14 protein-coding genes and 1 riboswitch are annotated in these 21,696 nt (G+C 71.8%); of the genes, 6 read left to right on the plus strand and 8 right to left on the minus strand.

Annotated elements, in window-relative coordinates; all coding sequences use genetic code 11:
* The first annotated feature begins 23 nt into the window (after nt 1–23).
* A complete protein-coding gene (locus CMO28_RS02900) occupies nt 24–4,277 on the plus strand; it encodes an AAA family ATPase (protein ID WP_296709327.1) in 4,254 nt (1,417 codons plus the stop codon).
* Between the two features lie 537 nt (nt 4,278–4,814).
* On the opposite strand, the gene cobO is transcribed toward CMO28_RS02900, so the two are convergent.
* From cobO to cobW, 3 genes are read right to left on the minus strand one after another with little or no spacing between them, the layout of a single operon-like run.
* On the minus strand, nt 4,815–5,420 hold the full coding sequence (gene cobO / locus CMO28_RS02905) for a cob(I)yrinic acid a,c-diamide adenosyltransferase (RefSeq protein WP_062763574.1): 606 nt from the start codon (nt 5,418–5,420) through the stop codon (nt 4,815–4,817).
* Between the two features lie 44 nt (nt 5,421–5,464).
* A complete protein-coding gene (gene cobN, locus CMO28_RS02910; RefSeq protein ID WP_296709333.1) occupies nt 5,465–9,259 on the minus strand; it encodes a cobaltochelatase subunit CobN in 3,795 nt (1,264 codons plus the stop codon).
* Between the two features lie 13 nt (nt 9,260–9,272).
* Nucleotides 9,273–10,325 (minus strand): cobalamin biosynthesis protein CobW, encoded by a 1,053-nt coding sequence (gene cobW, locus CMO28_RS02915; RefSeq protein ID WP_296709337.1) that lies wholly within the window; start codon nt 10,323–10,325, stop codon nt 9,273–9,275.
* A gap of 126 nt (nt 10,326–10,451) precedes the next feature.
* Nucleotides 10,452–10,685: riboswitch (cobalamin riboswitch) on the plus strand.
* 147 nt (nt 10,686–10,832) lie between these two features.
* Between cobW and CMO28_RS02920 the strand changes: the two genes are divergently transcribed.
* Genes CMO28_RS02920 through CMO28_RS02930 form a run of 3 tightly spaced genes read left to right on the plus strand, consistent with a single transcriptional unit; the run spans nt 10,833 to nt 14,459 of the window.
* Complete coding sequence (locus CMO28_RS02920) at nt 10,833–12,800, plus strand: TonB-dependent receptor plug domain-containing protein (RefSeq protein ID WP_296709340.1); 1,968 nt, start codon at nt 10,833–10,835, stop codon at nt 12,798–12,800.
* Complete coding sequence (locus tag CMO28_RS02925) at nt 12,784–13,545, plus strand: (2Fe-2S) ferredoxin domain-containing protein (RefSeq protein ID WP_296709344.1); 762 nt, start codon at nt 12,784–12,786, stop codon at nt 13,543–13,545. The genes CMO28_RS02920 and CMO28_RS02925 overlap by 17 nt, the downstream gene beginning before the upstream one ends.
* Nucleotides 13,542–14,459: an ABC transporter substrate-binding protein gene (locus CMO28_RS02930; protein WP_296709347.1), complete on the plus strand. Its 918-nt coding sequence runs from the start codon at nt 13,542–13,544 to the stop codon at nt 14,457–14,459. The genes CMO28_RS02925 and CMO28_RS02930 overlap by 4 nt, the downstream gene beginning before the upstream one ends.
* Before the next feature lie 16 nt (nt 14,460–14,475).
* Here the strand turns inward: CMO28_RS02930 and CMO28_RS02935 are convergent, their stop codons facing one another.
* Complete coding sequence (locus CMO28_RS02935; protein ID WP_296709350.1) at nt 14,476–15,882, minus strand: sensor domain-containing diguanylate cyclase; 1,407 nt, start codon at nt 15,880–15,882, stop codon at nt 14,476–14,478.
* A 257-nt stretch (nt 15,883–16,139) separates the two neighbouring features.
* Here CMO28_RS02935 and CMO28_RS02940 point away from each other — a divergent pair, with 257 nt between their 5' ends.
* Entirely contained in the window at nt 16,140–16,616 is a 477-nt protein-coding gene (locus tag CMO28_RS02940; RefSeq protein ID WP_296709352.1) for a group III truncated hemoglobin, read from the plus strand.
* On the opposite strand, the gene CMO28_RS02945 is transcribed toward CMO28_RS02940, so the two are convergent.
* On the minus strand, nt 16,617–17,783 hold the full coding sequence (locus CMO28_RS02945) for a Fic family protein (protein WP_296709355.1): 1,167 nt from the start codon (nt 17,781–17,783) through the stop codon (nt 16,617–16,619).
* Nucleotides 17,784–17,892: 109 nt separating this feature from the next.
* Nucleotides 17,893–18,459, minus strand: a complete 567-nt coding sequence (locus CMO28_RS02950) for a helix-turn-helix domain-containing protein (protein ID WP_296709357.1) — start codon at nt 18,457–18,459, stop codon at nt 17,893–17,895.
* 101 nt (nt 18,460–18,560) lie between these two features.
* Between CMO28_RS02950 and rhtA the strand changes: the two genes are divergently transcribed.
* Nucleotides 18,561–19,457, plus strand: a complete 897-nt coding sequence (rhtA, locus tag CMO28_RS02955; RefSeq protein ID WP_296709360.1) for a threonine/homoserine exporter RhtA — start codon at nt 18,561–18,563, stop codon at nt 19,455–19,457.
* Here rhtA and CMO28_RS02960 read toward each other — a convergent pair.
* Nucleotides 19,439–20,797: a cobyrinate a,c-diamide synthase gene (locus tag CMO28_RS02960; RefSeq protein ID WP_296709363.1), complete on the minus strand. Its 1,359-nt coding sequence runs from the start codon at nt 20,795–20,797 to the stop codon at nt 19,439–19,441. The genes rhtA and CMO28_RS02960 overlap by 19 nt on opposite strands.
* Nucleotides 20,794–21,639, minus strand: a complete 846-nt coding sequence (cobA, locus tag CMO28_RS02965) for a uroporphyrinogen-III C-methyltransferase (protein WP_041606399.1) — start codon at nt 21,637–21,639, stop codon at nt 20,794–20,796. The genes CMO28_RS02960 and cobA overlap by 4 nt, the downstream gene beginning before the upstream one ends.
* Nucleotides 21,640–21,696: the final 57 nt, after the last annotated feature.

A 21,696-nucleotide genomic window follows, 5' to 3' on the forward strand; every position in this document is an offset into this window, starting at 1 on the left:
GCAGGCCGCAGCGCTTCGCGCCGATGCAATTCGTCCGGCTGGTCCTGAGCGGGTTCAAATCCTTCGCCGATCCGACCACGGTCGAGATCGCGCCGGGGATGACCGGCGTGGTGGGCCCGAACGGCTGCGGCAAATCCAACCTCACCGAAGCGCTGCGCTGGGTGATGGGCGAGGCATCCGCCCGCACCCTGCGCGGCACCGAAATGGACGACGTGATCTTCGCCGGGGCCGAGGGCCGCGGCCGGCGCAACCTCGCCGAGGTCACGCTGGTGCTGGATAACGGCGACGGCCGGGCGCCGCCGCCCTGGACCGAGGCCGAGACCATCGAGGTCCGCCGCCGGATCGAACGCGGCCAGGGCACGCAATACCGGGTGAACGGCCGCCCGGCCCGCGCCCGCGACGTCCAGATCCTGTTCGCCGATGCCGCCAGCGGTGCGCGGTCTACCGCCATCGTCGGCCAGGGGCAGATCGGCCAGATCATCTCGGCCCGCGCCTCGGACCGGCGCGCGATCCTGGAAGAGGCGGCCGGCATCGGCGGGCTGCATGCCCGCCGCCGCGAGGCCGAACAGCGGCTCGGCGCCGCCGAGGCCAATCTCACCCGGCTCGACGACATCATCGCCCCCCTGGCCGACCGGGTCACGGCGCTGCGCCAGCAGGCGCGCGAGGCCCGGCGTTACGGCCGGCTGTCGCAGCGCCTGCGCCTGGCTCAGGCCGAGCTGATGCTGGCCCGGCGGATCGCCCTGGTGGAGCGCCGGGCACGGGCCGCCGAACGCGAGGCCATAGCCGAGACCGGCCTGGCCCAGGCCACCGCCACCGCCGGGCGCGCCGCCCGCGCCTCTGCCGCCGCCGGGGCCGCGGCAGAGGCCGCCCGTGCCGCACTCGATGCCCCCAGAACAGCCCGCGATCTTGCCCAGGCCGATGGCGCCCGGATCGCCGCCGAGCGCGCCCGGATCGACACGCTGGCCCAGGAACTGGCCCGCGCCCGCCTTGCCCTGGACGAGGACCGCGAGGCCGCCACGCGCGAGGCCGGGCTGGCGGAGGCGGAAGCCGGCCGGCTTGCCGCCGAGGCGGAGACGCTGCAGGCCGAAGCCGGCCGGGCGGCCGAGGCGGCCGCCGCCGACGACGCCGCGGCCGCCGAAGCCGAGGCCGCCCTGGCCCGCGCCGAGGCCGGACACGCAGAGGCCCAGGCCGCGCGCAGTGCCGCCGAAGCGGCCGCCGCCGCCGCGGCACGCGACCTTGCGGCCCTGGCGCGCGACCGCGACCGGTTGCAGGACGCGGCCCGCCTGGCCACCCGCGAGCTGGAGGATCTGCGCCGCCGGCTGGACGACCGCCGCCGGCTGGACGAGGCCGAAACCCGCCTGGGCCGGATGGAGGCCGAAGCCGCCCGCGCCGCCGCGGCGCGCGATGCGGCAGAGGCGGCGCTTGCCGCGGCCGACACGGCGCGGGGCGCCGCCGAAGCCGCCCGCGACCCGGCGGTTTCCGCCGCAGCCGAGGCCGGCCAGGTGCTGGGCGCCCGCAAGCGCGCCCTGGACGAGGCCCGCGCCGCGGCAGAGGCCGCCCGGCGCCGCGCGCGGGAGATCGAGACCCGGCTGACGGCCGCCACCGCCCGGCGCGACCAGGCGCAGGCCGCCCTGACGGCCCTGCCCGACCCGGCCGGACGTGCCGCCGCGGCGGCAGAGGCCGGGCAGCGCGCCGCCAGGGCGGCAGAGGCGCAAACCGCGGCCGACGCCGCCGAAGCGGAAGCCGAGGCCGGATTTGCCGCGGCCGAACCCCGGCTGCGCGAGGCCCGCCGCCTGCGGACAGAGGCCGAGGCGACCCGCGCGGCGCTCGGCGCCGAGGCCGCCTCTCTCGACCGGCTGATCGCCGCCGAGGCGGAGGGTGGACCAGGGGGAAGACCCGTCTCGGCGAGCCTGACGCTCGACGACACCCATGCCGCCGCTCTGGCCGCAGCACTCGGCGACGGGCTCGGCGCCGGGCTGGATGCGACGGCGCGGCGCCATTGGGTGGCGGGCAGCACGCCGCCCGCCATGCCCCGGGCGATCATCGATGCCGGTGCCCGGCCGCTGCTGGAGCTGGTGCGGGGGCCGGAGGTGCTGACGCCCGCGCTCGCCGCCTGCTGGCTGGTGGCCGATGCCGCGACCGCGCAGCGGCTCGCGCCCCTGCTGCCGGCCGGTGCTGCGCTGGTGACGCCCGATGGCGGGCTGTGGCGCTGGGACGGCTATCGCCGCCGGGGCGGGACGGCCGAGGATGCCGGCACCGCCGATCTGCGCCGCCGGGCGCGCCGCCGGCAGCTGGATGCCGAGATCGCCGCGGCCGATGCGGCACAGGCGACGGCCGCAACCGCCGGCGACGCCGCGGCGGCGGACCAGACGGCCGCACGCGCCCGGCGCGATGCCGCGCGCAAGGCCGCGGCCGAGGCACGGCGTCAGGCAATGGCGGCCGCCGATGCCGCCGCCCGGGCCGACAGCGCCGCCCGGGATGCCGCGGCCCGCATGGCGCTCGCCCGCGAGACGCTCGCCGCCGCCGAAGAGCACCTGGCGGATGCGGCCGCCGCGGCCCGCAGCCTTGCCGACGCGGTCGATCCGGAAGCCGCCCTCGATCCGGCGCGGGCCGCGGTCGAACAGGCCGCGGCCGAAGAGGCCCGCGCCCGGGCGGCGCTGGCCGCGGCCGACCGGGCCCTGGCCGAGGCCCGCCGGGGCCGCGCCGAGGCCGACCAGGCCCTGCGTGCGGCGGATGGTCGGCTGCGCCAGCTCGACCGCCAGACCGCCGAGGCGCGCGGCCAGCTCGACCGGGTGGAGGCTGAACGCAAGGCCCTGGCGCGGCGCCTGGAACAGGCCGAAGCCGCCGCCGCCCGCGCCGATGAAGAGGCCCGGGCGGCGGTTGCCCGCCATGACGCGCTTGCCGACCGCCTCGCCGCCGATCCGGCGGTGGACGAGGCCCGTGCCGCCGTGACCCGCGCCGAGGCCGCGCTGGCGCCGGTCCGCGCGGCCCGCGACGAGATCGCCCGGCGCCGGGCGGGCCATGCGGCGGAGCTTCAGGCGCTCTCGCGCCGGCGCGAGGGGCTTTCTGCCGATCGGGCGCGGGCGGCGGAGCGCGCGCGCGCCGCCCTGGACCGCCGTGCGGCCCTGGACCGGCGCGCGGCCGAGATCGACCGGCGCGCGCAGGAGATTGCCGGGCAGCCCGAGGCGCTGGAGGCGGCGGCCCGCGCCGCCGAAACCGCGCTTGCCGAGGCCACGGCCCGGCTGGAGGCCGCGACCGAAACCCTGCGTCAGGCCGAAGCCGCACGGGCCGCCGCCACCGCCGAGGAACGCGCCGCCGAACAGAAGCTCGCCGAGGCGCGCGAGGCCGGCACCCGGGCCGGCGGCCAGCGCGACCAGGTCCGCGAGGCCTGGAACGCCTTCGTCGCCGATCTGCGCGAACGGCTCAATCTGGGACCCGATGCGCTGGAGGATGCGGTGCGCGCCGAGCGCCGCGCCGTCGGCGAGGCCGGCGAGGACGAGGATGACGGCGGATCCGACGACGGAGAGCCTGAACTGCCGCTCGCGCCCGCGCCCGTGGCGGAGACGGGTCCGCGCTTCGTGGCGCCGGTGCTGCCATCGGCCGAAGAACCGGTGCTGGTCCGCCGGGTGGCCGATCTGACCCGCAGGCGCGAGGCGCTGGGCGCCGTCAACCTTCGGGCGGCCGAGGAATATGCCGCGGCCAGGGCCGCCCATGATGCGACGCTCGCCGAGCGCGAGGATGTCCAGGGCGCCATCGACCGGCTGCGCCGGGCGATCGCCGACATCAACCGCGACGGCCGCGCCCGGCTGCTTGCCGCCTTCGAAGAGGTGGATGCCGCCTTCGGCCGCCTGTTCGAACGGCTCTATGGCGGCGGCCGTGCCCGGCTGGAGCTGGTGGAGAAAGACGACCCGCTGGATGCAGGGCTCGAAATCCTGGCGAGCCCGCCGGGCAAGAAGCTTCAGTCTCTGGGCCTGCTCTCGGGCGGCGAGCAGGCGCTGACCGCACTGGCCCTGCTCTTCGCCGTCTTCCTGTCCAACCCGGCACCGATCTGCGTGCTGGACGAGGTCGACGCGCCGCTGGACGACGCCAATGTCGACCGCTTTCTGTCCCTGGTGGAAGAAATCGCCGCCGCCGGCCGCACCCGCTTCCTGGTCGTCACCCACCATCGCATGACCATGGCCCGGATGGACCGGCTCTACGGCGTCACCATGGTCGACCGCGGCGTCAGCCGCCTGGTCTCGGTGGATCTGACCGAAGCGGAACGGATGGGGGATTGAGTGGGGTCAGCCGATCCGAAGGCTGGGGATCGGCGGATCTCACCTTGTCGTCAAGGCTGCTTCCGCGCAGGCCCAGGCTCGCGCAGAACCTCCGCCGCGCATGCCAGGACCCTTTCGCGGACAGCAGGATGCAGGGTCCGATAGCGGGAACCGTCGGCGCGGTCGACAACCCGGAACGCTCCATGGATGCGCCGGAGTTCTGAGCACTGCCGCCGTGCCGCCGTCGTCTTCACCAGAGACGCACGAGCGGCCGCGACCGCACATGCCATGACATCAGCCCGCAAGCTGCGCCGGAATGCTCCATCGAAGCCGCGGACCAGCACGAAGAGTGACTGGAACGGCTGCTTTCCACCGCCGCTTGTCGGGCTGACACCGCCGAAGATCCGCCTGAACCAGAGAGCCATGGAACATCCCCTCCGACGAAAGACCGGCGGCCGGCCGGCCTCTGATCGGAACATTCCGGGACCCGACGCCACCCGCGTCAAGGGAAAGAGACGGCATCCATGACGTTTACAACGGTTGATCCCGGCCGCAGCCTCAGAACTCAACGCCCGCCTGCGCCTTCACGCCGTCGCGGAAGGGATGCTTGATCATGGTCATTTCGGTCACCAGATCGGCGGCCTCGATCAGCGCATCGGGGGCATTGCGGCCGGTGGCGATGACATGGGTGTCCGGGTGGCGGCGCGACAGGCCCTCGACCACCTCTTCGACCGGCAGATAGCCATAGCGGAGCACGATGTTGATCTCGTCCATCAGCACCATGCGATAAGACGGATCGGCCAGCATTTCCAGCGTCGCATCCCAGGCGGCGCGGGCGGCGGCGATGTCGCGGGCGCGGTCCTGGGTTTCCCAGGTGAAGCCTTCGCCAAGTGCCTTGATCGTCACCTGGTCGGGGAAGCGCTCCAGCACCGTGCGCTCGCCGGTGTCCCAGGCGCCCTTGACGTACTGGACGATCCCCACCTTGAAGCCGTGGCCGATCGCGCGCAGCACCATGCCGAAGGCGGCGGTCGACTTGCCCTTGCCCTTGCCGGTATGGACGATCAGCAGCCCCTTCTCGATGGTCTTGCCGGCGACGATCTTGTCGCGCACCGCCTTCTTCTTCGCCATCTTCTCGGCATGGCGACGGTCCTGATCCTCGGGCAGTGCGTCGGCAGCGGTGGGGGCGGCGGGGGTCTCGGAAGCCTCGGTCACGGGGTGGTCTCCCTGGTGGCGCGCGCCTCGGCGCGGAGTTGGGCGAGTTCGTCCTGAACGGCATTGCGGGCGGGCTGCCAGAGCCCGCGCTCGATCGCCTCGGCAAAGCGGGCGGCCATTTCGTCCAGCGCCGGGCGGTTGGCGTCGGCGATGAAGTCGCGCACCCGCGGATCGCCCAGATAGGCGTCGTAGAGCTGATCGAAATGATGGCCCTTCACCGCATCGGTGGTGGCGGCGAAGGCGAAGAGATAGTCGACCGTCGCCGCCATCTCGAAGGCGCCCTTGTAGCCGTGGCGCATCACGCCCTCGATCCATTTCGGGTTGGCGGCGCGGCCGCGCACCACCCGGCCGATTTCGGCATCCAGGCTGCGGATCACCGGCAGCTCGGGCCGGCTGTGATCCGGGTGCCAGACCGCGGGCGCCTTGCCCGACAGCGCTTCGACCGCAGCGGCGGCGCCACCTTCGAACTGGTAATAGTCGTCGCTGTCGAGCAGGTCGTGCTCGCGATTGTCCTGGTTCTGGACCACCGCATCGGCGCGCGACAGCACCGCCTCGAACAGCGCCCTGGCACCCTCGCCCTCGGCGCCGGCACCATAGGCATGGCCGCCCCAGGTGAGATAGGCCTCGGCCAGATCGGCGCGGCCGGACCAGCCGCCCTCGTCGATCAGCGCCTGAAGCCCGGCACCATAGGCGCCGGGGGCCGAGCCGAAGACCCGGAAGCCGGCGGCACGCCGGGCGAGGCCGGGTTCCATGCCGTCGGCCACAAAGCCCGCGGCCTGGTCGCGCATTGCAGCCGCGATCGGGTTGGTCTCGTCATCCTCGTCGTCGAGCGCCGCGACGGCCCGCACCGCGCTGTCGAAGAGGTCGATCTGGGCCGGAAAGGCATCGCGGAAGAAGCCCGAGACGCGCAGCACGACATCCACCCGCGGCCGCCCCAGAACCCCCGCCGGCAGCACTTCGAAGCCGATCACCCGGCCCGAGGCGTCGTCCCAGCGCGGCCGGGCCCCGATCAGGGCCAGCGCCTGGGCGATGTCGTCGCCGCCGGTGCGCATATTGGCGGTGCCCCAGGCGGTCAGCACCATCCGCCGCGGCCAGTCGCCCTGTTCCTGGACATGGGCATCGACCAGCATGCCGGCCGATTTCCAGCCCAGCGCCCAGGCGGCCGGCGTGGGCAGTGCCCGGCTGTCGACCGAGAAGAAATTGCGCCCGGTGGGCAGTACTTCGGGCCGGCCGCGGGTCGGCGCCCCCGAGGGGCCCGGGGGCACGAACCGGCCGTCGAGCCCGGCGAGCAGCGCGGCCATCTCGGCGCCCCCGCAGGCATCGAGCGCGGGGCCGATCACCGTCTCCGCCGTCTTCAGCACGGCCGCGGTGTCGGTCCAGGCGGGGTCGCAGGCGATCTCTCCCGCCACCAGCGCGCGCGCCAGGGTCTCCAGCCGCTCGACCGTATCGCCCAGGCTGCGCCAGCCGGCAGAGGGCCCCAGCACCGCCGGGCGCGGCCCCGTCCAGACGGCGGCGAAATCGCGCGACAGTGGGTCGAAGCCCTCGGCCATCAGCCCCAGATCGCGGGCGAGCGCCCGCAGGATCGAGGCATCGCCGCCCTCGCCCGCATGGCGGGGGCTGCGCAGGATGGCAACCAGCAGATCCAGGCGCCGCGCCGCATCGGGGCTTTCGCCGAAGATGTGTAGCCCGTCGCGGATCTGAAGTTCCTTCAGGTCGCAGAGATGGGCGTCGATCCGGGCCAGCGCCGCCTCTTCGGCCATGCCGGTTTCCACGCCGCAATCCCGGTCGAGCCCCAGCCTCGCCGCCTCGGCGACGATGCCGCGGCCAAGCTCGGGCAGGCGGCGCGGATCCATGCCCGCCGCCTCGTAATATTCATCGACCAGCGCTTCCAGCCGGCCGAGCGGGCCATAGGTGCCGGCGCGGGTCAGCGGCGGGGTCAGGTGGTCGACCACCACCGCGCCGATCCGGCGCTTGGCCTGCGAGCCCTCGCCCGGATCATTGACGATGAAGGGATAGAGATTGGGCACGGGGCCCAGCACCGCCTCGGGCAGGCAGTCGGCCGAAAGCGCCAGCGCCTTGCCCGGCAGCCATTCCAGATTGCCGTGCTTGCCGACATGAACGATCGCATGGGCATCGAAATCCCGCCGCGCCCAGCCATAAAAGGCGACATAGCCATGGGGCGGCGGCAGGGCCGGGTCGTGATAGCTCTCGGACGGATCGATGTTGTAGCCGCGCGCCGGCTGCACGGCGACCGCGACCTTGCCGAACAGGTGCACCGGCAGGCGGAAGGCGCCCTCGGCCACGAAGGGGTCGGCCTCGGGCGCGCCCCAGCGATCCCCGATCCGGGCGGCCGCGCCGGGTGACAGCGTCTCGAAATGTGACCGATAGCTGTCGATGCTCCAGGCGACGCCGCCCTGGCGATCGCGGGTCAGATCATTGGTCGGCCCGGCCAGCAGGCGGGCCATCAGCGCGGCACCGTCGGGTGGCGCATCGCCGGTGTCATAGCCCGCATTCTTCAGCGCCGCCAGGATCCGGGCCACACTCTCGGGCGTGTCGAGGCCGACGCCGTTGCCCAGCCGTCCGTCGCGATTGGGATAATTGGCGATGACCAGCAGCACCCGGCGATCACCCGCCGCCGTGCGCGCAAGCCGCACCCAGGCGGCGGCCAGCGCCGCCACATGGTCGATCCGGTCGGGCCGGGGCGCCTGAACCAGGATCGGGCATTCGGTCGCCTCGTCCCAGCGCGCCTCGGCCTTGAAGGCGACGGCGCGGGTCAGCACCCGGCCGTCGATTTCGGGCAGGGCCACATGCATGGCCAGGTCCGACGGGCCCAGCCCCCGGCTGCTGCCGGCCCAGGCCGCCTCGGACGCGCCGGACAGCACCACCTGCAGCACGGGGCCGGGCAGGCCGTCGAAGGGGGTGCGCGCCGCGCCCCGGCCATTGGCATCGCCCAGCGCGAAAGCGGTGGTGTTCAGCACGATCGCGGCCTTCGCCCGCTCCAGCGCCGCGCGCACGAAAGCGGCCGCCGCGGGGTCTTTCAGGCTTTGGGCGTGGACCATCAGCGGCGCCAGACCGCGCGCCTCCAGCCCCGAGGCCAGCGCTTCCACCGCCGCCGTCTGGCCGCCAAGCGCCAGAGAGCGGTAGAAGACGATCGCCGCCACCGGCCGGCCGCCCGCCGCCAGGGCGTCGATGCGCGCCAGATCCGCCCCGGTCAGCCCGGCATCGGCCGGGGCGGTACCGGTGGTCGCCGGATGCAGCCCCGCCGGCGGCAGCCTGACGGGTGCGGGGCCGGGCACATCACGCCGGCCCAGCAGGTGCTGCGCATGGATCAGCAGACCGGCAGCATTGTCGATGCCATAGCCGTTGAAATAGGACCAGATCAGCGCCCGCTCCCGCGCCGAGACGGTCGACAGGCCGTCGAGCGAACTGTCGGGCCGGTCGTCGCCGGGAATGACCACCAGTGCCACGGCACGGCTGCGGGCCAGCGCCGTCAACCGCTCCAGCCCATAGGACCAGTAGGCGGCGCCACCCAGCAGGCGCACGATCACCAGCCGGGCGCGGGCCAGCGTGCGGTCGACCCAGAGATCGACCGACATCGGGTGTTTCAGCCGCTGAAGGTTGACCAGCCGAAGCTCGGGCGCATCGGCGCCCAGCCGGGCCTTCGCGGCCGAAAGGCAGGCGAGTTCGGTATCCGCAGCCGTGACCACGACCATCTCTGCCGGGCTCTGGCGGAGGTCGATCGCCTCGTCGCCATCGTCGATCCGGCCGGGTTCGGCTGCAAGCAGATGCATGACGCCGGTACCCTCAGCTTGCCGGACGGCCGCCGAGGGCTTCGGCCACCGCGGCGGGATCCAGCCCCTGGGCCCCGATCACCACCAGGCGCGAGCGGCGTGCCTCGCCCGGCTGCCAGGGCCGGTCGAACTGCTGCTGCAGCCGCGGGCCCACGCCCTGAACCAGCAGGCGCATCGCCTTGCCCGGCACGGCCACGAAGCCCTTCACGCGATAGATCGGGTGCGCCTCGACCGCGGCCCCGATGCGGCCCGGCAGTGCCTCGTGATCCACGCCCTCCGGCAGTTCGACCACGAAGCTCGCAAAGGCGTCGTGGCCGTGCTCTTCCTCGCTTTCGCCGTCGTGATGGCTGGGGCGGGCGGCAAGATCGTCCTCGACCGCCGCCCCCAGGCCCAGCAGCACGGCCGGGTCGACCATGCCGCGCGCGGCCTCCACCACCCGGGTGGCGGGGCGAAGCTCGGGCGCGATCGCGGCCCGGGCCCGGGCCATGCCGTCGGCGTCCAGCATGTCGGCCTTGGTCACCACCACCATGTCGGCGCAGGCCAGCTGATCCTCGAACAGCTCGTCGACCTCGGCCTCGTGGTCCAGGGTCTGGTCGGCGGCGCGCTGGCGGTCCAGCGCCTCGGGGTCGTTGGCGACACGGCCCTCGGCCAGGGCCGCGCCATCCACCACCGCGATCACGCCGTCGACGGTCGCACGGGTCTTCACCCCCGGCCAGGCGAAGGCCTGGACCAGCGGCTTGGGCAGGGCCAGACCGCTGGTTTCGATGATGATGTGATCGGGCCGCGGCTCGCGGGCGAGCAGGGCTTCCATGGTCGGCAGGAAGTCGTCGGCGACGGTGCAGCAGATGCAGCCATTCGCCAGCTCAATCACGTTTTCATCAGGGCACGTTTCTATACCGCAACCCTTCAGCAGGTCGCCGTCGATGCCGACATCGCCGAATTCGTTGACGATCAGTGCCAGACGACGCCCGCCGGCATTCTCGATCAGATGCCGGATCAGCGTGGTCTTGCCCGCGCCCAGGAAGCCGGTGACGATCGTCGCAGGTATTTTCGCCCGGGTGCTCATGCGCGCCTCGCGTTGGTTCGATCCGATCGCGGCAACGGTAGAGGTCGAATGGCCGCGCCGTCAATCCACTCTCTGACAGCCGGTCCGGGCTGCGAAATCACGTTGCGCGCGCCGGATCGGGCCGCTAGCATCGTGCCCGCACGTGGTGCCACCCCGATCCAGGCGGAGGGGGTGGAGAATTGGGAAAGCGGTACGCGGAAGGCTCATAGCCCCGCAAAGCCGCTGCTGCCCCCGCAACGGTGTGGAAGCTTAAAGGCCGTCGAAACCACTGGGTCGGAAGACCTGGGAAGGGACGGCCCCCGGTCCGGATCTCCGGTCCGACTTCCGAGCCCGGATACCAGCCCGTGACATGACCGGCAGGCCGCGGTGGGCGGTGAGCGCTGATCCAGGGGGGCCCCTCTTGCGGACCTGCGGTCCGGCCGTCATCCGCCCCCGTTCCGGATCCGTTTACAGACCAGTTAGCTGCGGTCGCTGTCCCGTTCCGTCGACGAGGATGCGACCCTGTTTATGCGTTTGACCTATTGGATTCAGGGGCTTGCAGCCCTGCCACCCCTCCTCGGCGCAGGTCTGGCCGGGGCGGCGGAAACCCGTCTCGACCCCCTGGCGGTCGAAGCGCCGGGCATCGAGGAGACGGCGACGTCAGACCTCGCGCGCCTGGGCTGGGAGATGGAGGTGGTGACCCGCGCCCAGATCGAGCGGGCCGGCCCCTCGGCCGACGTCACCCGGGTGCTGCAGCGCTATGTGCCGGGGCTCTACGTCGCCCCCAAGACGGGCCCCTTCGACTATGGCACCTATTCGCTGCGCGGCTCCAGATCGGCGGATATCCTGATCCTGCTCGACGGGGTGCGGCTCAACAACCGGCTCTATGGCGGGCTCTACATCGACACGATATCGACCGCCGCGATCGAACGGATCGAGGTGGTGAAAGGCGCCCAGGGGCTGATCTTCGGCACCGAGGCGGTCGCCGGGGTGATCAACATCGTCACCCGCCGGGGGACCGGCGACGATCCGGAGGGCGCAATCTCGGCCGGGCTCGCCAGCGACGGCGCCCGCCATCTCGACGGCCGGGCGGGCGACCGCTTCCCGAACGCGCTCGGTGCCCTGGATCTGATGGTGTTCGGCTCCCACGACCAGAGCAACGGCTACATCCCCTATCGCAGCGAGGACATCGACGCCACGGTCAGCGACCGCCGCCGGTCCTATCGCGTCGCCAATCTGGGCTTTCGCGCCACCCAGCATCTGGGCGATACCGCACGCGTTGATCTGTTCTATCAATACGCCGCCGGCAAGCTGGACTTCGCCCGTCCGGTGTCGAACCACGACACCTTCAACGACCGCACCCAGCACATCGTGACCGCAAGCTTCGAGCACACGCCCTCCCAGGCTTTCGACTACGCACTGCGTGCCCATCTCAATGTCTGGGACACGGACTACACCCGGATCTACAATCAGCCCGGCGGCGGCACGACCACGCTCAATGACGGCGACTATTGGGGCTTCAAGGATTACGGGCTGAAGGCTCAGGGCCGCTGGCGGTTCGCCGGCCAGGAACTGCTCTTCGGGGCCGACAGCCAGTTCTACCGGGGCGCCGATGACGTTCTGGTCATCGGCAAGCAGACGGGTGAGGCCTATGGGCTGTTCACCCAGCTCCGCCCACATCTGGATGCCCTGCCCGAAACCGATCTGTCGATCGGCACCCGCTACAACTGGACGGCCGACGGCGCCGAGGCGCTGGTCTGGTCGGCGAGCATCCGCCAGGGTTTCGGCCCGGCCTTTATCCGCGCGCTTGCCGGCACCTCCTTCCGCCTGCCCACCGCCGAGCAGCTCTATGCCAACGACGATTGCTGTGCGAAAGGCAATCCGGGCCTCGATCCCGAGACCAGCCGCGAGGTGGAACTGGGCGGCGGCGTCGATGTCGATCTCGGCCGCGATGCCCGCCTCACCCTGGAAGTCACGGCCTTCCGCCGCGAGATCGACGACATGATCGACGGCTCCGGCGACCGCTTCGTCAACGTTTCGGAAGGCGTGCTCTCGGAAGGCGTAGAGCTTGAGGCCGGGCTCGATTTCGCCCGCGGCTGGTCGACCGGGGCCGGGGTCACCTTCGTCTCGACCGAGCGCCGGGACACCGGGCTGCAGCTCGACAACATCCCGACCCGCCATGGTTTCGTCCGGATCGGCTATGAGATGCCGGATGACACGCGGGGCTTTGCGCCCGGTGACAGCTGGGGCGCCGATCTCTATGCCCGCCATGTCGGCAATGTCCGCGCCCGCGGCGTCGACTATGGCGACTATGTCGTCTTCGACGCCTCGGGCTTTTATGCCTTCGGCCCGAAAGGCGCCCATCGGCTGACCTTGACCGTCGAAAACCTCTTCGACCGCGACTATGCCACCGGCCGCACCACCGGCGCCTCGGGTCAGGTCGACCAGCTCGGCCGGCCGCTCACCGCAGAACTGCGCTATGGCTACAGTTTCTGAGCGATCTCCCGATCTGGTCCTCCTGCTGGCCCGCCGCGGCTATGGCAGTCCGCGGCGGCTGGAGGCCCTGCGTGCCGCGGTGGCAGCGCGTCTCGCCGACGAGACCGGTTTTGCGGGGCCGGTGGTGCTGGGTTTTGCCGAACTGGCCGTCCCGTCAGTCTCGGACGCCCTGGACATGTTCGCCGATCGGGGCCGGATCCGGGTGCTGGTGGTCGATCTGATCGTGCCCGCGGATATGAGCCTGCGCGGCTGGCTGCCCGGCGCGCTGCACGACTGGGCCAACCGCCGGGGCGTCGCACTCGACATCGCCTTTTCGGACCCGGTGGACGGCGACCCCGCCTTCGTCTCGGCGGTGGTGTCGCGGATCACCGGCGGGGCGGCGGAAGATGTCCGCCAGAGCCCCGCCACCGACAGCCGGCCGTCCTGGAACGACCCACCGGACCATGCCGTCCATCTCTTCGCCTGCGACGGGCCGCGCTGCGCCCATCGCGGATCGGGCGCCGTCTGGGCGGCGATGCTGGCGGCGCTGGAAGGGGCGGGGCTGCGCGGCAAGACGGCGGAGCGGGTGATGGTCACGCGCACCCGCTGCCTTTATCCCTGCAATCGCGGGCCGGTGGCGACGCTGCATCCGGGCGGTTTCTGGTATGCGGTCCCCGATGCCGAGGCCGCCCGCCGGATCGCGGTCGAGCATCTGAAGAACGGCCGGCCGGTAGCCGATCTGCTGTTCCGGGAGGGTGGCAGGTGACACGGCTGGCCGCCGCCCTGCTGCTGCTCTGCCTGGGCGTCATGGCCGGTCCGGCCGGGGCGGCGGATGGCTGCGGCAACCCGCCCCTGCCCGACAGCCCCCCTGAGCGGGTGGTGGTGGTGCATCAGCACGCGATCGAAATCCTTCTCGCGCTCGGCGTCACCGACCGGATCGTCGCCGCCGGCTATCTCGACGATGCCCTGCCGCCTGATCTTCAGACCGGCTTCGACCGCATCCCGGTCAAATTCGACCGTTATCTCGCCACCGAAGCGGTGGTGGGCCTGCTGCCGGATCTCGTGCTCGGCGGCTTCGCCGCGGCTTTCGGCATCGGCGGGCTGGGCCCGCGCGAGACCTTCGCGGGGCTCGGCATGCCGACCCATGTGCTCGCCTCGGGCTGCATGACCGCAGGCGATGATCCGGTCGCGACCGCCATCGCCGACATCCGGCAGATGGGCGCGTTGTTCGATCGGCGGCAAAGGGCGGAAGCGCTCGTGGCGGAGATCGAGGCCGGGCTGGAGGCCCTGACGCCCGGGCCGGCCGTGACCGTCTTCATCTATGACGGCGGCGAGAAGACCCCCTATACCGTCGGTCGCGACGGCCTGCTCCCCCTCCTGCTCGCCCGCGGCGGTGCCCGCAACGTCTTCGACGACACGCCCGGCCGCTGGGCGACGGTGTCGTGGGAAGCCGTGCTCGCCCGGGATCCGGATCTGATCCTGCTGGTCGATACCGCCGCCGACCCGGCCCCCCTGAAAGAGCGGCGGCTTCGCGCCGATCCCGCCCTGGCCGGTCTGCGTGCCCTTGAGACCGGCCAGGTCGTGACCCTCGCCTTTTCCGAAACCGTCGCCGGCATCCGCACCGGCCTGGCCGCCCGCCATCTGGCACGGATCCTGGCTGCAATCCGCCCCGGCGGGTAGGCATCAGGGGCGGCCGTCAGGCACCGCCCGGCACCAGCCGGTGTGCGACGCGGTCCCGGCCGGCGTCCTTGGCGTCGTAGAGCGCCCGGTCCGCCTCGATCAGCAGGGGCGAGGGCCCGGCGCCGCAATCCGTCGTCACCGCAACGCCGATGCTGACGGTCACGCATAGCAGCCGGCCATCCGGCAGATCCATCGCCTGGTCGGCAATGGCCCGTCGCACCCGCTCGGCCAGGGCCACGGCCTCGTCCGCCGCCATGGCCGGCAGGATGGCGGCAAATTCCTCGCCCCCCACCCGGGCGAAGAGATCCCCCGGGCGCAGCATCGCGGATGCCTTGCGGGCAAACACCCGCAACACCTCGTCGCCCGTGGCATGGCCGTGATTGTCGTTGATCGCCTTGAACCGGTCGATGTCGAGCATCATCGCCGCCACCGGATGTCCGGCGGCAGCGGCCCGGTCCATGGCCTTGCGCGCCTCGCGGTCGAATTGCCGCCGGTTGGCGACCCCGGTCAGCTGGTCGCGGGTGGCCATGTCGTGCAGGCGCTGCATCATCACCGCCCGATCGGTCATGACGCTCGAGATCGCGATCGGCGTCAGCGCGATCAGCGTCACGCCGATACGCAGCGACATCAGCGCATGTTGCCCGGCAAGCTCCGAGCCCAGCGCGATCACACCGGTCGCAACCCCGATCAGCATCATGGCGCTGACACCGAAGGCGATCAGGGCGTTCACGAACAGGCCATAGCGCACCGCGCACCACAGCAGGGCCGGCACCGGAAAGGCGATCGCCCCCGGCCCGCCGATCAGCGCGGCAATCGCCGCCGATGCCGCAAGCGCGCCCAGCGGGGCCAGCATCCGCGCATGCAGGCGCCCGGGCCACCGCAGCCCGTCACGGGTGGGAATGGTCAGAACCACGGGCAGGATGGCGATGTAATTGATCAGCTCGGTCGCAAACCAGATCACCCAGCCGGTCACCGGCGGCTGATCGAACAGGATCGCGTTCGCGATCGCACCGCCACAGCCGGCCGCGGCGGCGGCCAGGAAGATCACCAGGACCATCCGGATCACCGATGACGGCCGGCGCAGGCTGCGATCGGCGATGTCCAGATGCCGCGCGGCCAGATAGCCGGTGCAGATACCCGAAAGATTGGCCGCCGTCAGCAGCAGGGACGTGGCCGGATCGCTGCCGGTCACCAGATCGGCCGCCAGGAAGCCCGCAATCCCGCCCAGCCAGCCCATCGGCCCCCCCAGCCATGGCCAGCGGATCATCAGGCCGAGCATCAGGGCGTTGGCGGGCCAGAACGCCGCCAGAAAACCGGGCTCGCGGGTCAGGATGCCGAACAGGGCGGCGAAGAACATGGTCACGCCGACCATCAGCGCCCCCCGTCCGGCCCGGATCACAATCGGCGCCCGCAGCTTGCCCATCGACTGGTCGATCTCCACGACAGGTCAGGTGGCCCCTGACGGCCGGTGCTCCGCATCGGCAGGACCGCCCGATCCGTGACAGGTCAGGTGGCATCCGGAACTGTGCCGCAAACGAACTGCCCTGACCAGATTTCGCGTGGGTCCCCAGAGGCGGGACGCACCCGCCCGGGCGCGCCGATCCGCCGCAGATCCGTCGCTTGTCAGCGTCATCCGGCCGGCCCATAACATTCCCTGCAAATGCATCTATGGAGGCAGAGATGACCGCACATCCCGAAGGCGGGCCCGCCCGCCGCGAGGCGCTGACCCGCGAGGTGATGGCGGCAACCGGTCTTGACGACACGACGATCGGTCTGGTGGTCGACCGCTTCTACAACCGGGTGCGGGCCGATCCGGTGCTGGCGCCGCTCTTCGCCGCCCGGCTGTCGGATGCGGATTGGGGGCCGCATCTGGCGAAGATGAAGCGCTTCTGGGCCTCCCTCGCCCTGATGACCGGCGATTATCACGGCCGGCCGATGCAGGCCCATCTGCCGCTGCCGGTCTCGGGCGCCGATTTCGACCGCTGGCTCAACCTCTTCCGCGAGACCGCCACCGAACTCTGCACCCCCGCGGGTGCCGCCCTGCTGATCGACAAGGCCGAACGGGTCGCCGCCAGCCTGGAACTCGGCATCGCCGCCGGCCGCGGCCGCATGCTCCGCCGGGGCGAGCGGCTGCCGGCGATAACCGGCAGCCGCTGATCATCGGGGCAGAGGTTCGGTGCCTTCGGACAGGATCGTCATGAGGGCATCATAGGCGAACACCCGCCCACGCTTGCGCCCGGTCACTTCGCGCACGATGCCAAGCATCTCAAGCTGGCCAAGAGCGGCATTCGCGGTGGGGGTCGACAGCCCCGTCGCCGCCACAAGACCAGCTGCGGTCACGAACGGCGTCTGCCGCAGGACGTCCAGAACCCTCAGCGCTGAATTCGGGTTCGACAGCCCGGACATCACCCGATCGCGATCGTTCCGGTGCAGGTCGAGAATCCGCTGGGCAGCGCCATAGGCCTGTTCTGCGGTCTGCGCGACACCTTCCAGGAAGAAGGCGATCCAGCCTTCCCAGTCGCCGGCTTCCCGCACAGCCTGGAGATGGTCGTAATAGGCCCGTCGATGGGTCTTGAGATACAGGCTCAGATAGAGCAGCGGCTGGGCAAGGACTTCGGCCTGCAGCAGATACAGGATGACCAGCAGACGCCCGACGCGGCCATTGCCGTCCAGGAAGGGATGGATCGTCTCGAACTGCACATGAAGCATGGCGGCGCGGATGAGCGGCGGCAGGTTGTCGTCGGCGTGAATGAAGCGCTCCAGCGCATCCAGACAGGCATGCATCCTGTCGACGGGCGGCGGCACGAACATGGCATCCGACGGTCGCAGTCCGCCGATCTGGTTCTGCGTCCGCCGGAACTCACCGGGCGCCGCAGCCTCGCCCCGGCCGCTTCTGAGCAGGCGGGCATGCAGTTCGCGCACCAGCCTGAGCGAGAGCGGCAGATCCCGCAGGCGCTCCACGCCATAGATGAGCGCGTCGACGTAGTTGGAAACCTCTCGCACGTCATCGATCGGCACGCCCGCTTCCGCTGCGGCTTCAAAGCGGAGCAGGTCGGTCAGCGTGGATTGGGTGCCCTCGATCTGCGAAGACAGCAGCGCTTCCTTGCGGACATAGAGATAGAGAAAGAGTTCCCGCCGGGGCCGCATCGACACGATGCCGTCCAGGCGCCCAAGCGCCCGATCCGCCCGGCCGAGCAGGGCCATGAAGGGAACCGGATCGACGGCCGGAACCGGCGGCAGGGCCGGCGGGATAAACGCCGACACCCGCTCGTTCATCACGCTGATCGGGACCCGCTCTCCCAGGCGCCTCGGATCGACCACCATGCCCCCCAGACCCCTTATTTAAATTTTCGCGATTTTCTTTAATAAGCCCGCCGGCTGATTAAACGCCTTAAATAAGCGTGGGGCCAGCCCCTCGGCCGGCGGGGCCGGCTCAATAGACGACGTTGCGCAGAAAGCGCAGCAGGCCCGGGCCCTGGTTGACATAGGCGAAGGGGCGGTCGGTGGGGAAGGCGTGGAAGTCGCCCGTCTCGACGAGGCGGGTGGTGCCGTCGACCTCCACGGTCAGGCGGCCTTCCAGCACATAGACCATGTCCTGCCAGCCGGTGGGGTCGGGGCCCGAGGCATAGCGGTCGCCGGGGCCGAGCGACCAGAGCCAGAGTTCGGCCGCCTGGGCTGCCGCCACCCCGGTCAGCAGCGTGCCGCGGCTTTCGGGTGCCGCACCGGCCCAGGCGAGGGCGGCGATGCGGCCGCGATCCGCCGCCGGGTCGGGGCTGCGGACCAGGTCGACGAACAGCACGGCCAGCGCCGCCGCCAGCCGGTCGAGGGTGGCGAGGCTGACATTCGCGTCGCCGCGTTCGATGTTCACCAGCATCCGCCGGCTGACCCCGGCGCGCACGGCCAGCGCTTCCTGGCTCAACCCCGCCTCCTGGCGCAGCCGGCGCAGATTGCCCGCGACATGTTCCAGGATCGGCGGACGCTCCCCGTCTTGACTGTGCATTATATTGCCCATATCCTCCGCTCTGAGCAGTATACTACACCATGCTCCGGTCATCGGAAGCCCTCCCCCGCCCCCGTCCCGCCCGAAAGCCGCTGCGCGCCATGTCTTCCCGTCATCAGGGCTCGATCCTGCTGCCCGTCGGGCTGCTGCTGATCGCGATCACCTCCATCCAGAGCGGCGCCTCGCTTGCCAAGACGCTGTTCCCCGCGATCGGGGCTCAAGGGGCGGTGACGCTCAGGCTGGTCTTCGCCGCGATGCTGCTGATGGCGGTGTTCCGGCCCTGGCGGGCGCGCTTCACCACCTCGGCGCTCAAATCCGTCGCGATCTACGGCCTGGCGCTGGGGGGTATGAACCTCTCCTTCTATATGGCGCTGCGCACCGTGCCGCTGGGCGTGGCGGTGGCGCTGGAATTCACCGGCCCGCTGGTCGTGGCGCTGGCCGGTGCCCGCCGGCCGATGGATTTCCTCTGGGTAGCGCTGGCGGTGGCGGGGCTTGTCCTGCTGCTGCCCGTAGGCGGGCTGGAAAACGGCATCGATCCGCTGGGGGCCGCCTATGCGCTGGGGGCCGGGGCCTGCTGGGCACTCTATATCCTGTTCGGCCAGAAGGCCGGCGCCACCCACGGCATGCAGACCTCGGCCTATGGCGCGCTGATTGCGGCGGCGCTGGTGATGCCCTTCGGCATCCTGCATGCCGGCACCGGCCTCATCGACCCCGCGGTCCTGCCAGTGGCGCTGGTCGTCGCGGTGCTGTCGACCGCCCTGCCCTATTCGCTGGAAATGATGGCGCTGACCCGCCTGCCGACCCGCACCTTCGGCATTCTGATGAGCGTCGAGCCGGCCATGGCCGCCCTGTCGGGCCTGGTCTTCATGGGCGAGCAGCTGTCGGGTCTTCAATGGCTGGCGATCGGCGCGATCATCTCGGCCTCGGCCGGCACCACGCTGACCGCCAGGCGCGAGGCCGCCCCCGCCCCTGCCCCGGTTCAGCCGGCGACCGACTGACCGGCCGCGATCAGGTGCAGGAACGAGCCGGCGACCCGTCCGGCGCGCAAGCCCTGCGCCCCTTCGACCGCGGCCCCGGTCGCATCCTCCACCGACGACCAGAGCGGATCGCCCCGCTCGGCGGTGATGGTCGCATAGTGGAATTCATGGCCGCGCCAGAGCCTGCCCTCCAGCGGCCCCGCGACCATCCGGCCCAGGCGATAGCCAAGATGCAGCCGCCGCGCGGCAAAGCTGGTGGAAAGCCCCAGCAGCCCGGCCATCGGCCAGTCGCGGCCATCGGCATCGGTCAGCCCCTGGCCCAGCGCCATATAGCCGCCGCATTCGCCGAAGATCACCGCTCCCCGGTCGCGGGCCGCGACCAGCCCGCGCACCCAGGCGCGCCCGGTCGCAAGCCGCCCGGCATGCAGCTCGGGATAGCCGCCGGGCAGCCAGACGGCATCGGCCGACGGGTCCGGCGCCTGGCCCGCCAGCGGCGAGAAGGGCAGCACCTCGGCCCCCGCCGCGTGCCAGTCCGCCAGCAGATGCGGGTAGATGAAGGCAAAGGCATCGTCGCGGGCAAGGGCGATACGGCCGCCCGGCGGCGGCACCGCCGGCCCGGGTTCCGCCGCCACCAGCCGGGCGCCCGGGGTCGCCAGCTGGTTCAGAGTCGCCGGGCGGGCCAGCGCCACCACGGCATCCAGATCGACATGGGCCGTCACCAGATCGGCCAGCCGGTCGAGCAGCGCCTCCAGATCCGTGGTCTCGCGGGCCTGCACCAGCCCCAGATGGCGCGACGGCAGGGCGATATCGGCCCGGCGGGGCACGAAGCCCAGCGCCGGCACCCCCGCCTCGGCGGCAGCCGCCGCCAGCACGCGCCGGTGGCCGGGGCCGCCGACCCGGTTGAAGATCACCGCCGCCACCTGAACCGCCGGATCGAAGCTGCGGAAACCGTGGATCAGCGCCGCCGCCGATCGCGCCTGGGCCCCGGCATCGACCACCAGCAGAACCGGCAGGCTGAACATGCGCGCCAGCGCCGCCGCCGACCCGTCGCCGCTGGCCCCGGGTGCCGGCGCGCCGTCGAACAGCCCCATGACCCCTTCGATGGCCAGCAGCCCGGCAGGCGCCTGCATCTCGATCAGGCGGGCCAGCCGCCCGGGCGCCATCGCCCAGCCGTCGAGATTAACCGACGGCCGGCCCGCGGCGACCTCGTGAAAAGCCGGGTCGATATAGTCGGGCCCGATCTTGGCCGCGACGGGGCCGAGGCCACGGCGCCGGAAGGCGCGAAGCAGGCCCAGCGTCATGGTGGTCTTGCCGCCCGAAGAGGCGGGGGCCGCCAGGATCAGCGCCGGCGGCGGGGTCACGAGGCGGCCTTGTGTCCGCGGGTGCCGAGCGGGTCGGCCTTGGGCGTGCGGCTGCCGTCCAGCACCCCCATCCAGTCGAGCGCGGCGCGCAGCCGGACCACCGGCCCCATCACCACGATCGACGGCGCCTCCAGCCCGGCCGCCACCACATCGTCATGGGCGCGGGCGAGCGTGGTTTCCAGCACCCGCTGATGCGGGGTGGTGGCCCGGCTGATCACCGCCACCGGCTCTTCTGCGTCGCGGCCACCGGCGATCAGCCGGCTGGAGATCTCGCCCAGATGCTTGAGCCCCATATAGAGCACGATCACCGGCGAGCCTTTGGCCAGCGCCGCCCAGTCGATGCTGCCGGTCACACCGCCGGTGGTGTCGTGGCCGGTGATGAAGCTGACCACATGATTGGTGTCGCGATGGGTGACCGGAATGCCGGCATAGGCCGAGCCGCCGATCCCGGCGGTGACGCCTGGGATCACCCGGAAGGGAATGCCGGCCTCGACCAGCGCCAGCCCTTCCTCGCCGCCGCGGCCGAAGACGAAGGGGTCGCCGCCCTTCAGCCTGAGCACCCGCAGCCCTTCGCGGGCGAGTGCGATGATCCTGAGCGTGATGTCGGCCTGTTTCGGAGAGGGCCGGCCGCCGCGCTTGCCGGCATATTCAAGCCGCACATGGGGCCCGGCCAGGGCCAGGATCCGTTCATCCACCAGGGCGTCGTAGACGATGACATCGGCCGAGGCGATGGCATGGGCCGCCCCCAGCGTCAGCAGCGCCGGATCGCCGGGCCCCGCCCCCACCAGCCAGACCTGGCCGGGCGCGAAGGCAGGCAGGCCCAGCAGGCCGGGCAGCACCATGCCGGCACCACCCGGGGTCGCCCCCGGCATCTCCTTGCCCTCTGCCTCGCTCATCGC

It is taken from the genome of Tistrella sp., from assembly GCF_002684955.1.
Classification (GTDB): Bacteria; Pseudomonadota; Alphaproteobacteria; order Tistrellales; family Tistrellaceae; genus Tistrella; species Tistrella mobilis.